14 protein-coding genes are annotated in these 15,335 nt (G+C 66.3%); 6 read left to right on the forward strand and 8 right to left on the reverse strand.

From position 1 onward, the window contains the following. Positions 1-8: 8 nt before the first annotated feature. From cfaB to hflK (POS17_RS30440), 8 genes are all read right to left on the reverse strand, one after another. Complete coding sequence (gene cfaB, locus POS17_RS30405) at positions 9-1,196, reverse strand: C17 cyclopropane fatty acid synthase CfaB (protein ID WP_060841823.1); 1,188 nt, start codon at positions 1,194-1,196, stop codon at positions 9-11. Between the two features lie 85 nt (positions 1,197-1,281). Beyond that, positions 1,282-2,070, reverse strand: coding sequence for an HvfC/BufC N-terminal domain-containing protein (locus POS17_RS30410; RefSeq protein WP_060841824.1), 789 nt, complete (start codon positions 2,068-2,070; stop codon positions 1,282-1,284). Next, positions 2,061-2,906, reverse strand: coding sequence for an MNIO family bufferin maturase (gene bufB / locus POS17_RS30415; RefSeq protein WP_060841825.1), 846 nt, complete (start codon positions 2,904-2,906; stop codon positions 2,061-2,063). The genes POS17_RS30410 and bufB overlap by 10 nt, the downstream gene beginning before the upstream one ends. Positions 2,907-2,971: 65 nt before the next feature. Beyond that, positions 2,972-3,223 (reverse strand): BufA2 family periplasmic bufferin-type metallophore, encoded by a 252-nt coding sequence (bufA2, locus tag POS17_RS30420; protein WP_016966257.1) that lies wholly within the window; start codon positions 3,221-3,223, stop codon positions 2,972-2,974. 139 nt (positions 3,224-3,362) lie between these two features. Next, positions 3,363-5,264, reverse strand: coding sequence for a cation-translocating P-type ATPase (locus POS17_RS30425; RefSeq protein ID WP_060841826.1), 1,902 nt, complete (start codon positions 5,262-5,264; stop codon positions 3,363-3,365). Then, positions 5,261-6,319 (reverse strand): protease modulator HflK, encoded by a 1,059-nt coding sequence (gene hflK, locus POS17_RS30430; protein ID WP_060841827.1) that lies wholly within the window; start codon positions 6,317-6,319, stop codon positions 5,261-5,263. Before hflK (POS17_RS30430) ends, POS17_RS30425 begins: the two co-directional genes overlap by 4 nt. Continuing rightward, positions 6,316-7,356 carry a protease modulator HflC gene (gene hflC / locus POS17_RS30435; RefSeq protein WP_060841828.1) on the reverse strand — a complete coding sequence of 347 codons (1,041 nt, stop codon included), beginning with the start codon at positions 7,354-7,356 and terminating at the stop codon, positions 6,316-6,318. Before hflC ends, hflK (POS17_RS30430) begins: the two co-directional genes overlap by 4 nt. Continuing rightward, positions 7,353-9,296, reverse strand: a complete 1,944-nt coding sequence (gene hflK, locus POS17_RS30440; protein WP_060841829.1) for a protease modulator HflK — start codon at positions 9,294-9,296, stop codon at positions 7,353-7,355. Before hflK (POS17_RS30440) ends, hflC begins: the two co-directional genes overlap by 4 nt. Positions 9,297-9,541: 245 nt before the next feature. Here hflK (POS17_RS30440) and POS17_RS30445 point away from each other — a divergent pair, with 245 nt between their 5' ends. Genes POS17_RS30445 through POS17_RS30470 form a run of 6 tightly spaced genes read left to right on the forward strand, consistent with a single transcriptional unit; the run spans position 9,542 to position 15,291 of the window. Then, positions 9,542-10,165: a CDP-alcohol phosphatidyltransferase family protein gene (locus POS17_RS30445; RefSeq protein ID WP_016966252.1), complete on the forward strand. Its 624-nt coding sequence runs from the start codon at positions 9,542-9,544 to the stop codon at positions 10,163-10,165. A 10-nt stretch (positions 10,166-10,175) separates the two neighbouring features. Continuing rightward, positions 10,176-11,933 (forward strand): bifunctional alpha/beta hydrolase/class I SAM-dependent methyltransferase, encoded by a 1,758-nt coding sequence (locus POS17_RS30450; RefSeq protein ID WP_060841830.1) that lies wholly within the window; start codon positions 10,176-10,178, stop codon positions 11,931-11,933. Then, entirely contained in the window at positions 11,933-13,279 is a 1,347-nt protein-coding gene (locus POS17_RS30455; protein ID WP_060842035.1) for a phosphatase PAP2/dual specificity phosphatase family protein, read from the forward strand. The genes POS17_RS30450 and POS17_RS30455 overlap by 1 nt, the downstream gene beginning before the upstream one ends. Then, on the forward strand, positions 13,269-13,724 hold the full coding sequence (locus POS17_RS30460; RefSeq protein WP_060841831.1) for a hypothetical protein: 456 nt from the start codon (positions 13,269-13,271) through the stop codon (positions 13,722-13,724). Before POS17_RS30455 ends, POS17_RS30460 begins: the two co-directional genes overlap by 11 nt. Positions 13,725-13,733: 9 nt before the next feature. After that, positions 13,734-14,357 carry a lysophospholipid acyltransferase family protein gene (locus POS17_RS30465; RefSeq protein WP_060841832.1) on the forward strand — a complete coding sequence of 208 codons (624 nt, stop codon included), beginning with the start codon at positions 13,734-13,736 and terminating at the stop codon, positions 14,355-14,357. A 1-nt stretch (position 14,358) separates the two neighbouring features. Further along, complete coding sequence (locus POS17_RS30470; protein ID WP_047290136.1) at positions 14,359-15,291, forward strand: phosphatidate cytidylyltransferase; 933 nt, start codon at positions 14,359-14,361, stop codon at positions 15,289-15,291. Positions 15,292-15,335: the final 44 nt, after the last annotated feature.

Consider the following 15,335-nt stretch of genomic DNA (forward strand, 5'->3'; position numbering starts at 1 on the left):
GGGTCGGCCTAAGGGTGGTAGAGGTCGTCGCGGGTCCAGGGCAACTCATGGCTGCCATCGGCATGAGCCTTGACCGCGAGGATCTGGTGCAGGTTGATCCAGCCCTTGGCGAACGCATAGGCGCACCCCGCCAGGTACAGTCGCCAGATCCGTAGCGCCTGCTCGGGAACCAGCCGGGCGGCGGCCTCCAGGTTGTCTTCCAGGCGTTCGCTCCAGTGGTCCAGGGTGCGGGCGTAATGCAGGCGCAGGCTTTCGACATCGACGATTTCCAGCCCGGCGTCGCTGATCTGCGCAGAGATCATCGCCAGGTGCGGCAGCTCGCCATTGGGGAACACATAACGCTCGATGAAGTCACCGGCGCCCCGGCCCACGGGACGTCCATCGATGTGCTTGGCGGTGATCCCGTGGTTCATCACCAGGCCGCCTTCGCGCACCGCGTTGAACAGGGTCCGGCAATACTGCGCCAGGTTGGCGTGGCCCACGTGTTCGAACATGCCGACGCTGACCACCTTGTCGAAGCGGCCATCCTGGGGCAGATCGCGATAGTCCAACAGCTGCAGTTCCACCAGATCGTCCAGGCCCTCGGCACTCACCCGCTCCCGCGCCAGGGCCAGTTGCTCCTTGCTCAGGGTGATGCCGAAGACCCTGGCGCCGAACTCGCGGGCCGCGTAGCGGGCCAGTCCGCCCCAGCCGCAACCCACATCCAGCAGGTAGTCCCCCGGTTGCAGGCGCAGCTTGCGGCACAGATGGCGGAACTTGGCTTGCTGGGCCTGCTCCAGGGACTCGCTGCCGGTCTCGAAATAGGCACACGAATAGGCCATGTCACTGTCGAGCCAGAGCTGATAGAAGGCGTTGGAAAGGTCGTAGTGATAGGAAATGGCGGCCGCGTCCGTGGCCTTGTCGTGCAGGGTGCGCACCGGCTGATTGTCGCCGTCCTCATCCAGCAGGGCCTGGCTCAGCTCGTCGCAGACCCGGATGACTTCGCTGATGGAACCTTCGAGTTCCAGCTTGCCCTCGACAAAGGCGCCCCCCAGCGCATCGAGGCTGGGATGGGTGAATTGCGCGACCAGCTGCGGGTCCTTGACCACGATGGTGACGCTGGGCTCCGGCCCAAGATTGAATTCATGGCCATCCCAAAGCCGCAGGCGCAAGGGCAATTGCAGATTCTGTAAGGCCGGTGGAAGTTGCGCGAGCATGAAAAATCCCCCCTGTTTCAGACGTCTGAAATGAGGGTAGACCATCTTGAAAAAATAGCTGGCTATCGAATTTCCAGCGTTTTTTTCAGGATTCGCGGCGAACCACCAGGCCCTCTTCGACCCACTGTTTCAGCCAGGTAACCGCCTGCAACGGGGCCCCCTCAGAGCAAGTGACGGCCAGCTCGGCGCAGAGTTCCGCGAAATTCCACTGTTGCTCGATCATGCCCCGCAGTGCTGCGGCTTCTTCGGCTGTCAGGCTGCGATACCGGCAGACCCGCTCCGCTCGCCAGACCAGGCACACCTGTTGCTGATCGAGTAAGGCACTGTCGGGGAAATCCCCCTGCTCCTTGACCGCGCGCCACTGGGCCAGGCTGTTGTAGCGACAGTCGAGCCACTGCACACAGGGCGCCAGGCGCAGTTGCAGCAGCGGCCATTGTTCGGCCTCCAGCCCGGCCATGGCGGCCACCGTCAGCACCTGGGCTTCGGCGGCATCGAAGGCCAGGGTGAAGGCCCATTCCAGGCGTGCCAGTTCCGCCAGGGGCGCGCCCTGCTCCGGCACCAGATGGCCCTGGATAAACTCGGCAAAACCCTGCCCCAGCCAGCGCAGGCTGAAATGCCGGGACGGGCATTGGCGAATATAGGCGCCGGTCAGCGCCTGGAATTCAGCGTCCCCCAGCCAGTGCCAGATGGCCGGGAAGTCGCTGCCCATGACCTCCTGCAGCCGGGCCAGGTAGGCGTTGTGATAGATCGCCAGGCCCGTCTCGACATCCAGGGTCGGGCCACCGATCAGGCTCTCTTGCAGAGCCGCGCGAGCCTGGGCCTGTTCACCCAGCAGATAGCTTTCGAAAGCCCGTTGCCAATCATTCAGGCGCATCGCTGCCTCCCGGCCAGAGCCTGTTGCCCGAGCGCGCGGGCCTTGTGCAGTTCGGTGAGCAGCTCTTGCAAGGGTGGAAAATGATCGTCGCGCTCCAGCAGGGTCGCCACCGGCCCCAGGTGTTCAAGGGTGCGTTGATACAGTGCCCAGACCGGATCGCACACCGGATGGTCGTGGGTGTCGATCACGTAATCGCCATGGTCCTGGTGCCCGGCCAGATGCAGTTGCCGCACCCGCTGCGCCGGCAACCCCTGGATGAACTGCCAGGGATCGAAACCGTGATTGCGCGCACTGACATAGACGTTGTTCACGTCCAGCAGCAGCTCGCAGCCGCTGAGCTGGCTCAAGGCCGCGAGAAACTCCCATTCGCTGAATTGATCGGCCGCGGCGCGCACGTAACTGGAGACGTTCTCCAGCACCAGGGGCCGCTCCAGCACGTCCTGTACCTGACGCACCCGACCCGCCACGTACTCCAGGCTTTCCTCGGTGTAGGGCAAGGGCAGCAGATCGTGCAACTGATGAGCGTTGCCCCGGCTCCAGCACAGGTGATCGGAGACCCAGGCCGGGTCCACCTGTCGGGCCAGTTGCTTGAGTTGCTTGAGATAGTCCAGGTCCAGGGCATGGGGGCCGCCAATGGACAGCGACACCCCATGCATCACGATGGGGTAACGCTCGGCAATGGCGTCCAGGTAATACAGAGCCTTGCCGCCCTCGACCATGAAGTTCTCGGACACCACTTCAAACCAGTCGACGTCCGGTGCTTCTTCGAGAATCTGCTGGTAGTAGGCGCTGCGCAAACCCAGGCCGTAGCCGAGGCAGGAAGAAAGGTCAGACATAGCGAACTCCTCGCAACGTGGCCGCAGTGGTGGTCAGCCCCACTGCGGCAGCACGGATTCGCCGCTTACTCGCCGACTTTGCCGCCGGCTTTTTCGCACGCCGCCTGAGTCATGGCCTTGAACCCCTGGCCCTTGCAGGCGCCCATGCCTTTGCAGGCGTGGTCCTTGGTCTTGCAGTCGTTCTGGCCTTTGCAGGCGTTGACGCCGTAGCAGTGCACCTGGGCATCGGCAGCAGACACTTGAGTCACGACACCGGCAAACATGGTGGCGGCAGCAAAGGCCAGGGCAGCACCGGCAGCGGTTTTCTTCATGTTCATTTTTTATTCCTCAATAGTCGCAAGGGGGCGACGGGCAGCTTGTGCAATCCCGTCATAGCACTAGAGAGAGGAGGCATCCCGGCGTTACAGCCGGGATGAAAAAAAACTGCACAGCCGCGTTTCGCCGGCAAGCCGGCGGCTAAAGCTTGAGCAGCGGCTCCTGAAACCGCAGCAGACGACCGGCATTGCCCAGCACCAGCAAGGTGCTGAGGTTATGCAGCAGCGCAGCGATCATGGCCCCCGCCGCTCCCAACCAGCCAAAGGCGGCAAAGGCGACGATGGCCAGGGTCCAGCCCAGGCCGATGATCACATTGACCTGCAAGGTGCGCCGGCATTCGCGGCTCAGGCGCACGCAGGTGCCCAGGCGTCGCAGGTCGCTGCCGATCAGCACCACGTCCGCCGAAGCCAGGGCGATGTCGGCGCCACCGGCCCCCATGGCCACGCCCACCACCCCGGCTTTCAGCGCCAGGGAATCGTTGATGCCGTCCCCCACCACCATCGGCCGGAAGCCCTTGTCGATCTCCCCCAGCACGCGCTTGAGTTTGTCTTCCGGCAGGGCCTGGGCCTGGACATCGCTGATCCCCACCTCCAGGGCCAGACTGTCCGCCACGCTCTGCCGGTCGCCGGTAAGCAGCAACTGCCGCCCCAGTCCCAGCTCGCGCAACTCCTCCAGCGCATGCTGAGCCTCGGGCTTGACGCTGTCGGCCAGCAGCAGCCAACCGAGGAACTCGCCATTCAGCGCAAGCCCGGCAATCGGTCCGTCATGCCTCGGCACCGGGCTGGTAGTGATGCTCAACTGGCTGAACAGCTCCGGGCGTCCAAGGGCCGCTTCGCCCTCCCCGGTACGGGCCACCACGCCCAGGCCCTGGCGTTCATGGATGTCGCCGAGCGGCCATTGGTCTTCCTGGGGCACCAACCCGGCCAAGGCCCGGCTGACCGGGTGGCTGCTGGCCGAGCCGAGGCTGGCGGCCAGATTGAGCAGGCCTCGCTGGTCTTCCCGAGGGCTGTCGATGGCCTGCAGGCGCAAGGTGCCGAACGTCAGGGTGCCGGTCTTGTCCACCACCAGGGAGGTCAGGTCCGCCAGTTCTTCAAGAAACGCCGAACTGCGGATCAGGATGCCGTGGCGCGCGGCCACGGCAATCCCGGCAATGGCCGTGGCCGGTGCCGACAGCACCAGGGCACAGGGACAAGCCGCCACCAGCACCGCGAGCATGGCCTGGGCATCGCGGGTGATGAACCAGGTCACCGCCGCCAACAGCAGCACCAGCACCAGGTAACTGCCGGCATAGCGTTCCAGCAAACGGGTGATGGGCGGCTTGGCCCGTTCAGCGCTCTGCATCAGGCCGATGACCTTGCCCAGGGTCGACTCTTCACCCGTGCGGGTCACTTGCAGGCGCAACAAGCCATCCAGGTTGATCGCCCCGCCGAATACCTGCATGCCCACCGTGGCTTCCAGGGGCACCGACTCGCCGGTGATCGGCGCGGTGTCCAGGCTGGCCTGGCCGGACAGCACCACGCCGTCGGCAGGCACTCGGTCGCCGGCGCGCACTTCCACCCGATCACCGGCCTTGAGGCTGGCGTTGTCCACTTCCAGCACACTGCCGTCGGCCTGGACCTTGCGCGCCAGGCTGCGGGTCAGGCGTCCCAGGGCGTCGATGGCTTCCTGGGAGCCGATCACGCTGCGCTCCTCCAGCACGTGGCCGAAGATCATGATGATCGGCAGCAAGGCGGCGGTCAGCAGATCGCCGGTGGCCCAGGCGCCGAGCATGGCCAGGGCGATCAGTTGATCGGTGATGCCGTGCAGGCTGGGATAACGCAGGCTGAACCAGGCCGAGCGCATCACCGGCACCGCCACCAGCAAGGACGCCACCCCCAGCAGCAACTGGCTCACGCCCTCCTGCTGCGGGGCCTGCCAGCGCCACAGCAGTCCCAGCCCCAACAGCCCCAGGGCCAGCATGGCCAGGGTCAGTTGGCGCGCGGCGCTGCGTTGCTCGGCGGTGGTCAGCATGCTGGCGGGGGCCGCCTGGGTTGAAGCAGTCATTGTTCGGCTCCCTGAATGATCAGGCGGGAATCGTCTTTGGGGTCGACCGTGGTCAGCGAGCCGGCCTGCCCGAGAATCTTCGGCAGGCGCTCGCGGTAGATGCGCAGGAGCATTTCCGGATCGGTGCCATCGCGTTGTGCCTGGGCCAGGCTCTGCACCGTGGCGGTCTGGGCCCGGGCCAGGGCCAGGCGTTCGCTGGCCTGGGCATGGGCCACCTGCAGGCTGTGATCGGCTTGCTGGTTGGCGCTCTGGGTCAGCTTCTCGGCCTCGGTACGGGCATTGGCCACTGCCTTGTCGGCTTGCTGGCTGGCGGTCAGCACCGCATTGAAGGCACTCACCGCCGGTTGTGGCAGGCTCGACTGCACGTCCACCCGCGTCACTTCCAGGCCAATGCCCTGGCCGCTGGCGGTCAGTTGCGCCAGCCGCTGGTTGATGCTTTGCAACAGATCGCCCCGCAGCCGCTCACGGCGTTCGGCAGCCTGATTGTCCGTGCCCATCAACTCCGGACGCGCCACCAGGATGGTGTCCAGATCACGGGCGGCGGCCAGGGCCAGGGCGCTGCGGGTCACCAGGCGATCCAGGGCCGGCAGCACATGCTCGCCCTGCAGCACATAGGCGAAAGGGTCACTGACCTTGTAGAAGACCCGCACATCCAGTTGCACCACCCCGGCATCGCCGGTAAGCAGATAGCCTGAACCGGCCAGGGCGTCGTTCAAGGGGGTGGCCAGACTCGCCACCCGGTCCCCTTCCAGGGCAGCGTCGGAACGCAGCAAGCCTTCGACCCGGCGTTCCAGCACCCGGTCGGCGGCGGGCAACAGCACCACCTGTTCGAAGGGCTGCGGCCAGGCCAGGAGTAAACCGGCGTTCTGCACCCGCTGCAGCGCGCCAAAGTGCAACACAAGGGCCCGGTTCTGCGGATCGATCTGCCGCACATTGGATATCGCCCAGGCCACCGCCGCCAGCACCGTGACCACGTACAGCGCGATAAACGCCAGACGACCAGCCTGGATCCACGGGCTGCTCAGTTCATTTGTTCCACGTGGAACCTTGTTCATGGCTGCGATCCGGAGGCTTTGTTCGGCAGGCTCGGCGGGCCGTCCACCAGTACCCGGAACGGCGCGGCATCGGTGCGCAGGATCAGCTTGGTGCCCGGCGTCACCACGGTACCCAGGGTGTCCAGGGAGCGCAGCAGGTTGTACAGCTGGGGCGAGCTGGCGTAGGCGCGACCATAGATCTGCGCCGCTTCCACCCGCGACTGGGCTTCGATATCCGCGGCTTTCACCCTCGCATCGGCCTGGACAATCCGTGCATCGCGCTCGGCAGCGGAACGGATCTGCGCCGCCTCACGCTTGCCAATGGCGGTGCGCTCGGTGGCGATGGTTTCCCGCTCGGCGCGCATGCGATCCACCGTGGCAGTGAGGGTCACCGACGGCAGGGTCAGGCGCTCGATGCCCACCTGCACCACCTGCACGCCATATGTCGCCAGCAGTTGCTGATCGATCTGCTTGCGCAATTGCGCTTCAAAGTCAGCGATCCGCACCTGGCCGGCATCGGTGTTCACCAGATTGGCCAGATCGAAACTGCTGGCGGTGGTTTCCAGCGCGGAGCCGACGAAGGTGCGGATCTGCCGCGCCGCTTCATCGGGCTGGTTCTGCACGGCACGCATGAAGCGCTGCACGTTGTCCGGGTCGCCCTTTACCCGCCACGCCACATAGGCCTGGACGATGATGCGCAAACCGTCGCGGGTGCCCACATCCTGCAAACCGCTGGAGGTGGTGCGCAGACGCAGATCCACCGGAATCGCCGCTTCGAACGGCGCCGGCCAGCGCCAGCTCAGGCCCGGTTCCAGCAGCACCCGTGCCGGGTTGCCGAAACGGGTGATCACCGTGGCCTCGCCGGAGCGCACCTGCACCAGGCTCGCGGCGGCGACGGCGAACAGCACCAGCAGCAGCGCCCAGCTCATGCGCCGCCAGGGGAAGGGCCCGGCCTCGGCCGGCGCGCCGTGATGATGGTGGTGATGACCATGATGGTGATGATGGCCGTGCCCATGGTCATGAGCGGCGTGATCGTGGGAGTGGGCAGACTGGCTCAATGGACGGCTCCTGGCTGAGCGGCTTTGCCCCGCGCCATTGGGTCGGCGGGCGGGGTGAATGTACGCAGATCGAGGGTCGGCGCGCTGGCGCCCCCCAGACGATGATCGAGAATCAGCAATTTGGCCTGGCTCAGGCCCAGGCTCAGCTGGCTCAGGTATTGCTCCAGCACGAAGGCCTGCCCGGCGCTGGCGTAGGCCTGCTGCTCGGCGGCAAAGCGCAGGTCGGCGGCCTGGGCCGTGGCCTGCACTTCACGGGCATCGGCCCGGGCCTGGTCATTCGCCACACTGGCCTGCAATTGCGCCTGATTGGTTTGCTCGGCGGCCGAGCCCCGCTCCCGGGAGATCAGCGCCTGGGCAGCAATCTGCGCCGCTTGCACGCCGTGATAGGCATTGGCGGCACCGGCCGGTGGATGGATGGCCTCCACCACGGTGGCGAGGATTTCCACGCCGCTGTCCAGCTGGCTCAGGTCGGCCTGCACGGCCTTGCCGATGTCGTCCGCCAGCCCGGTGCGGTCCTCGCCCAACAGGCCGTCGAGGGTGCGCGAAGCGAAGTCGTGCACCAGCACCCGGCTGGCGGTGCTGCGGATCAAGGTCGGCACATCGCTGCTGTTGTAGGTCGCGGCCAGCGCCGCCCTGTCATCCAGGCCGATGCGGTAGACAAAGCGCACGTCCATGTTGACGATCTGAAAGCTCTGCTGCTGGCCGCTGCCACTGGCGATGACCTGGGATTTGTCATTCACGTGGCTGGCGTCCCACAGGCGGTTGGCAATTGCTGGCGCCGGGCCTTCGGCCGGGGTCAGCTGGACCGGCTGCGGGCTGTCGCCGACGCTGGTGGCCAACTCATGGACCACGCCGTTTTCCACCCTGATGACCCGGCCCAGCGGCCAGGGCAGCCCCACATGCAGGCCTGGGCCGAAGACTTGCACCGGCTTGCCAAAGCGCTCATAAATGCCGCGATCTTGCAGCGAAAGCTCATGAACGCCGGTCAACAGCCAAGCGATTGCCAGCACCACCGCCAGCACCGGCAACAGTGCCCGGCGCATGTAGGTAAACGCCCAGATCTGCCGCAGATCGATGCCGAACCGGTTGTGCAACTCATGCTGCAGACTGAGCAGCGGTTGCGGCGGCCAGCGCAGCATGTCGGCGATCACGCTGTGGGCCAGCAAGCGCGGTTCAAGCTGTTCACGTTGCGGACTGAACAGCGACAACAGCGCCCGCAGCAGCAACTCCCCCGCCACCAGCGCCGGCAGCAGCCCGGTCAGCACCGCCAGGCGCACCGGCCACAGCGCCGTGTCGCTGCTGAACAACAGGCACAGGGCACTGACCAGCAGGCACAGGATCGACACCCGCAACAGTTGCGCCAGGGCGCCGGCCTCCGGCCACTCCAGGGCCGGTTCCTGGGCCAGTTGGCGCTCCAGCACCAGCAGGGCGAAGGCCAGCAGCAGTGCCAGCACCGCGGCGACACTGGCACTCAGGCCCAGGGCCGTGGCGGGCAAGCTCAGGTTGAACACCTGCGACAGGCTATACAGGATCAGCAGCGACCAGCCGGCGAGCCACAAGGTCGGGGCGCCGATCTGCCGCAACAGGCGTCGCCAGCGCAGCGCCAGGGTCGCCGAGAAGCCGGTACGCGGCGGCTCCTCGGGCATCTGCGGCGCCGCCGGCGCAGGGTTGATCGCCTGCTCCCGCCAGCGACTGAGCCAACAGGCCGACTGCAAACCCGCCACCGCCACCAGCAAGGCGCAGGACAGGTTCACCAGCAGCGCCGGCCAGATCGTCTGCGCGGCGAACAGGTCGACGAACACCGCCGACACCAACCCCAGCACCGCCAGCCCGAGCAGGCCCGTGCCCCAACGCTGCAAGCGCCCGGCGTGAACCGCCGCCCGCTGAAACCGTGGCAAGGCGGCCACTTCGGCGCCCTGTGTCTGAAGATCGACTTGCATACCACCCCGCCGCTCTGGCCCGGCCCTGTGGATAAGTCCCGGGCCGAAAAAAGTTGAAACAATTCGTTACTGTATAACCCATCGGGTGAAATTTTTGTCGCACGCCATGCCTTTTCATCTATGGCGTGCGTCGAAGACACAACTGGCAGCCATTTGCCTGTGCAGAAACTTCTGATGTCAGCCCCCTGGCATTTGTGGCAATAATCCAGCCCTGCTCACCGCGTGCGACAAGGAACCGTCCCATCATGCTCTCGATTTACCAGCTCAAACCGCGCTTTCAGAACCTGCTGCGGCCGTTGGTGCAGCGCCTGTACGACAACGGCACCACGGCCAACCAGATCACTGTCCTGGCCGCCGTGATCTCACTCCTGGTCGGCACCGTCATCGCCCTGTTCGCCAGCCACGCCTGGCTCTTCGCCCTGATTCCGCTGTGGATGATCCTGCGCATGGCGCTCAATGCCATCGACGGCATGCTGGCCCGGGAGTTCGGCCAGCAGTCGCGCCTGGGCGCCTACCTCAACGAACTGTGCGACGTGGTCGCCGACAGCGCGCTGATCCTGCCCTTCGCCCTGCTCCCGGGTGTCAGCCTGCTACTGGTGCTGGCCGTGACCCTGCTGGCGCTGTTCAGCGAATACGCCGGGGTGCTCGGGCCGATGGTCGGCGCGTCACGGCGCTACGACGGCCCCATGGGCAAGAGCGACCGCGCCTTCATTCTTGGCGTGCTGGCCACCGGCATCGCCCTGGGCTGGCTCGGCGCCCTGTGGATCAACGGAGTGCTGGCACTGGTTGCCGCTTTGCTGGTCTACACCCTGATCAATCGGGTCCGCCAGGGCCTCAAAGAAGTTCAGCACAACGCTCCCTCTGCATAAGGAAATGGCAATGCGCGACGCTCAACACCAGACGTTCCGGACCCATGACGGCGTCGAACTGTTTTACCGCCACTGGCCGGCCACTGAAGTGGCCCCCGGCGAACCGCGGCAGGCGGTGATGCTGTTCCATCGCGGGCACGAACACTCCGGGCGCATTGCCCACTTGGTGGACGAGTTGAACCTGCCGCAGTTCGACTTCTTCGCCTGGGACGCCCGCGGCCACGGCCAATCCCCGGGTGCCCGCGGCGACAGCCCGAGCTTCGCCACCAGCGTGCGTGACGTGCAGACCTTCTGTGACCACCTGGGCAGCGCCCACGGCATCGATGAAGAACACATCGCCGTGGTGGCTCAGAGCGTCGGTGCGGTGATCGCCTCCACCTGGGTCCACGACTACGCGCCGCGCATCCGCTCCCTGGTGCTGGCCTCGCCGGCGTTCAAGGTCAAGCTCTACGTGCCCTTCGCCCGTCCCGGCCTGGCGCTGATGCGGCGTTTTCGCGGCAACTTCTTCGTCAACAGCTACGTCAAGGCGCGCTTCCTGAGCCACGACCCGGAACGGGTGCGCAGCTACGATGCCGACCCGCTGATCACCAAGGCGATCTCGGTCAACGTGCTGCTGGGCCTGTATGAAGCGGCCGACCGGGTGGTGGCCGACGCCCAGGCGATCCAGGTGCCGACCCAAGTGCTGATCTCCGGCTCGGACTTCGTGGTGCACCGCAAGCCCCAGGAGCAGTTCTTCGAACGCCTGGGCAGCCTGCACAAGGAAAAGCACATCCTCCCCGGCTTCTTCCACGACACCCTGGGGGAAAAGAACCGCGCGCCGGCCATGGCCAGCATCCGCCGCTTCATCCTGCAGAACTTCGCGCGCCCGCTGAACCGCCCTGCCCTGCTGGACGCCGACCGCCTGGGCGTTACCTGCGCCGAGTCCGAGGCCCTGGCCGCGCCGCTGCCGCACAACTCCCTGCGCGACCTGTACTGGCGCGCCACCCGCGCCAGCATGCGCCTGGGCAGCCAGCTGTCGGCGGGGGTCAAGCTGGGCTTCGACACCGGCTTCGACTCCGGCAGCACCCTGGACTACGTCTACCGCAACCAACCCACCGGGCATTCCGCCCTGGGCCGGCTGATCGACCAGAACTACCTGAACTCCATCGGCTGGCGCGGCATTCGCCAGCGCAAGCTGCACGTGGAGGAGCTGCTGCGCCTGGCCATGGAAAAGCTCCGTGAGCAGGACAGCGAAGTGCGCATCGTCGACATCGCCGCCGGCCACGGCCGCTACATCCTCGAAGCCCTGCAAGGGGTCAGCCCGCTGCCGGAATCGATCCTGCTGCGCGACTACAGCGACATCAACGTGCGCGACGGCAGCGCATTGATCCAGGAAAAGGGCCTGGGCGAGATCGCCCGCTTCGTCAAAGGCAACGCCTTCGATCGCGAGGACCTGGCGGCCCTCGATCCCAAGCCGACCCTGGCGGTGGTCTCCGGGCTCTATGAACTGTTCGCCGACAACCAGATGGTCGGCGGCTCCCTGGCCGGCCTGGCCAGCGCCGTGGAACCCGGCGGCTACCTGGTGTACACCGGTCAGCCGTGGCACCCGCAGCTGGAACTGATCGCCCGTGCCCTGACCAGCCACCGCGAGGGCCAGGCCTGGGTGATGCGCCGCCGTACCCAGGCGGAAATGGACCAGTTGGTGGAGGCCGCGGGCTTTCGCAAGATCACCATGCGCGTGGATGAATGGGGGATCTTCAGCGTGTCCCTGGCGCAACGGGTGCAATGATGAGCACGGGCGCCTTGCCGGCGCGGGAGCCGGGCCTGCTGAAACCGGCGGTGCTCTGGCTGCTGCTCTTGGCACCGCTGTTCTTCAGCACCTACGGCTTCGCCACCTGGGTCACGGCCCAGCGCGACGACGTCGGCAGCCTGGTCTTCGACTGGGAGCGGCACATGCCGTTCTGGGCCTGGACCATCGTGCCCTACTGGTCCATCGACCTGCTCTACGGCTTCTCCCTGCTGCTGCCGCGCAGCCGGGTGGAGCTCAAGCGCCACGCCCTGCGCCTGCTCACCGCGCAACTGATCGCGGTCAGTTGCTTCCTGCTCTGGCCGCTGCGCTTCACCTTCCCCCGGCCGGAGCTGGACGGGGTGTTCGGCTGGCTGTTCGAGGTGCTGGCCGGCTTCGACAAACCCTTCAACCAGGCACCGTCGCTGCACATCGCCCTGCTGGTGGTGCTGTGGGTCTGCTACGCCCGGCATAGCCAGGGCTTCTGGCGCTGGCTGGTGCATGGCTGGTTCGGCTTGATCGGGGTGTCGGTGCTGACCACTTATCAACACCACTTTGTCGATGTGCCCACCGGCGCCCTGGCCGGCTGGCTGTGCGTCTGGCTGTGGCCGCTGGATCGCCCCAGCCCGCTGTTCAGCGCACAACCGGCCCGCGACCCGCGGCGGCGCCAGCTGGCCTGGCGCTACGGCCTGGGTGCGGCGCTATTGGCGGTGGTCGCCTTCACCTGGGGCGGCACCGGGCTGTGGTTGATCTGGCCCGCCGTGGCGCTGTTGCTGGTGGCCCTGAACTACGCCCTGCTCGGCGCCGCAGGGTTCCAGAAGCGCCAGGACGGCAGGCTGAGTCCGGCCGCCCGCTGGCTGCTGGCGCCCTACCTGGCAGCGGCCTGGATCAACTCGCGGCTGTGGACAAAAAAACATCCACAGCCGGATCAGGTTGTGGATAACCTCTGGCTCGGCCGCCTGCCGACTCCGGCGGAGCTCAAGGACAGCCCCTTTGTCGCGGTGCTCGACCTGTGCGCGGAGCTGTCCCTGGACAGTCGCGGCTTGCAGGCCTACCAGAGCCTGCCGGTACTGGACCTGTGCGCCCTCAGCCCCGAGCAATGCCTGGCTGCGGCGCAAGCTGTTGAACGCCTGCGTCAGCAAGGCCCGCTGCTGGTGTGCTGCGCCCTGGGTTATTCGCGCAGCGCCACGGCGATTGCCGCCTGGCTGCTGCACAGTGGCCGCGCCGCCACGGTGGACGCGGCCGTGGTGCAGATCCAGCGGGCACGCCCGCAGATCGTCCTGCAAGCAGCCCAGCGGCAGGCGCTGGAAACCCTGATCAGTACCAAGAGACCGGCTCATGTCCAGTGAGATGCAGCTCTACAGCGTCGCCAGCCTGCTGCGCCGGGGCCGGGCCCTGGATCAGTTATCCACAGGCCTGACCCTGCTCGGTGCGCTCTATGGCCTGGGCCAGTACCTGCTGGCCAGCGTCACGCTGGGTGGGCTGATCCTCAGCCTGGCCCTGGTGCTGCTGGGGCTGGTGGAAAAGTACCTGGCGCTGCGCGTGGCCTTCGACGCCGACCTGTTTCAACGCGTGGCCGATAGCCCCGCGTCCCTCGAACACAGCACCCAGGCCCTGGATCAGGCCCTGGGCGCCCTCGGCCTGCAGCCTGTGGAAAAAGGCGGCCGGCCCTGGGACCAACGCAGCCGCGGAGCCCTTGGCCTGCTGCGCCGCCAGGCGTTGCTGCTGGCGGCACAAGTGCTGGTGCTGTTGAGCTTGATCCTGGCCAGCCCCTGGCTGACCTTCGCCGGATAAGGAATGCCCATGTTCGAACCCCTGGTTGCCAACCTCATCACCTCCGCCGCCCGCAGCATCACCGGGGCCCGCAGCCTGTGGCTCGGCTCCGCGCCGCAGCCGGTGCAGCGGATCTACTTCGCCAACCACAGCAGCCACGGTGACTTCGTGCTGCTCTGGGCCTCGCTGCCGCCGGCCCTGCGCAAGCTGACCCGGCCCGTGGCCGGTGCCGACTACTGGCAGAAAAGCCCCCTGCGCCGCTACATCATCAACCGGGTGTTCAACGGCGTGCTGATCGACCGCGAGCGCAAGGAGGCTGTGGATAACAACCCCATGCAGCCGATGCTCGATGCCCTGGACCAGGGTGACTCGCTGATCATCTTTCCGGAGGGCACGCGCAACCTGGAAGACGGCCTGCTGCCGTTCAAGAGCGGGATCTACCACCTGGCCAAACGTTATCCACAGGTGGAGGTGATTCCGGTGTGGATCGCCAACCTCAACCGGGTCATGCCCAAGGGCCGCTTCCTGCCCCTGCCCCTGCTGTGCACCACCAGCTTCGGTGCGCCGCTGAGCCTGGAAGAAGACGAAACCAAGGAACACTTCCTCGAACGCAGCCGCGCCGCGCTGCTGGCCCTGGCTCCGGAGCACAGCTGACATGGATAAGCAGACCCTGATGTTGTTCGGCGGCATTGGCGCCATTCTGGTGCTGGCCTCGCTGATCGGTTTCATCCTCCAGTGGCGCACCCGCGGCACGCCCAACCCGGTGATCGACAACCTCAACGCGCGGATCAACGCCTGGTGGGTGATGGTGCTGGTGATCGGCATCGCCTTCTGGCTCGGCACCGCAGCGGTGATCCTGCTGTTCTACGCGGTGTCGTTCTACGCCCTGCGCGAGTTCCTCACCCTGACCCCGACCCGGCGCAGCGATTACCCGGCCCTGGTGGCGGCCTTCTATCTGGCCCTGCCCCTGCAGTACCTGCTGATCTACTCCGACTGGTACGGATTGTTCTCGATCTTCATCCCGGTCTACGTGTTCCTGCTGCTGCCGATCCTGGCGTCCCTGGGCGGTGACAGCACGCACTTCCTGGAACGCGCCTCCAAGGTCCAGTGGGGCCTGATGATCGCGGTGTTCTGCGTGTCCTTCGTGCCGGCCCTGCTGACCCTGGACATCGCCGGCTACGAGGGCCGCAACCTGCTGCTGATCGCCTATCTGGTGATCGTGGTGCAGCTCTCGGATGTGCTGCAGTACGTCTGTGGAAAACTCTTCGGCAAGCGCAAGATCGCCCCCAACCTGTCGCCGTCCAAGACCGTCGAGGGCTTTGTCGGTGGCATCCTGCTGGCGTCCTTGATCGGCGGCGCGCTGTTCTGGATCACCCCGTTCAATGTCTGGCAGTCGTTCCTCATCGCCCTGCTGATCAACCTGCTGGGCTTTGCCGGCGGCATCGTCATGTCGGCGATCAAGCGCGACCGCGGGGTCAAGGACTGGGGCCACATGATCGAAGGCCACGGCGGCATGCTCGATCGCCTGGATTCGGTGTGCTTCGCCGCGCCGATCTTCTTCCACCTGGTGCGCTACTGGTGGACCTGAGCCCCTGTGGCGAGCGAGCTTGCTCGCGCTGGGCTGCAACGCGG

This window comes from Pseudomonas sp. Os17 (assembly GCF_001547895.1).
GTDB lineage: Bacteria > Pseudomonadota > Gammaproteobacteria > Pseudomonadales > Pseudomonadaceae > Aquipseudomonas.

Bases quoted from the DNA above. Each gene is read 5' to 3' on its own strand.
- hflK (WP_060841827.1), bottom strand. From the start codon at position 6,319: ATGAACAAGGTTCCACGTGGAACAAATGAACTGAGCAGCCCGTGGATC.
- POS17_RS30455 (WP_060842035.1), top strand. From the start codon at position 11,933: ATGAGCACGGGCGCCTTGCCGGCGCGGGAGCCGGGCCTGCTGAAACCG.
- POS17_RS30445 (WP_016966252.1), top strand. From the start codon at position 9,542: ATGCTCTCGATTTACCAGCTCAAACCGCGCTTTCAGAACCTGCTGCGG.
- POS17_RS30465 (WP_060841832.1), top strand. From the start codon at position 13,734: ATGTTCGAACCCCTGGTTGCCAACCTCATCACCTCCGCCGCCCGCAGC.
- hflK (WP_060841829.1), bottom strand. From the start codon at position 9,296: ATGCAAGTCGATCTTCAGACACAGGGCGCCGAAGTGGCCGCCTTGCCA.
- POS17_RS30470 (WP_047290136.1), top strand. From the start codon at position 14,359: ATGGATAAGCAGACCCTGATGTTGTTCGGCGGCATTGGCGCCATTCTG.
- bufA2 (WP_016966257.1), bottom strand. From the start codon at position 3,223: ATGAACATGAAGAAAACCGCTGCCGGTGCTGCCCTGGCCTTTGCTGCC.
- POS17_RS30460 (WP_060841831.1), top strand. From the start codon at position 13,269: ATGTCCAGTGAGATGCAGCTCTACAGCGTCGCCAGCCTGCTGCGCCGG.
- POS17_RS30450 (WP_060841830.1), top strand. From the start codon at position 10,176: ATGCGCGACGCTCAACACCAGACGTTCCGGACCCATGACGGCGTCGAA.
- bufB (WP_060841825.1), bottom strand. From the start codon at position 2,906: ATGTCTGACCTTTCTTCCTGCCTCGGCTACGGCCTGGGTTTGCGCAGC.
- cfaB (WP_060841823.1), bottom strand. From the start codon at position 1,196: ATGCTCGCGCAACTTCCACCGGCCTTACAGAATCTGCAATTGCCCTTG.
- POS17_RS30410 (WP_060841824.1), bottom strand. From the start codon at position 2,070: ATGCGCCTGAATGATTGGCAACGGGCTTTCGAAAGCTATCTGCTGGGT.
- POS17_RS30425 (WP_060841826.1), bottom strand. From the start codon at position 5,264: ATGACTGCTTCAACCCAGGCGGCCCCCGCCAGCATGCTGACCACCGCC.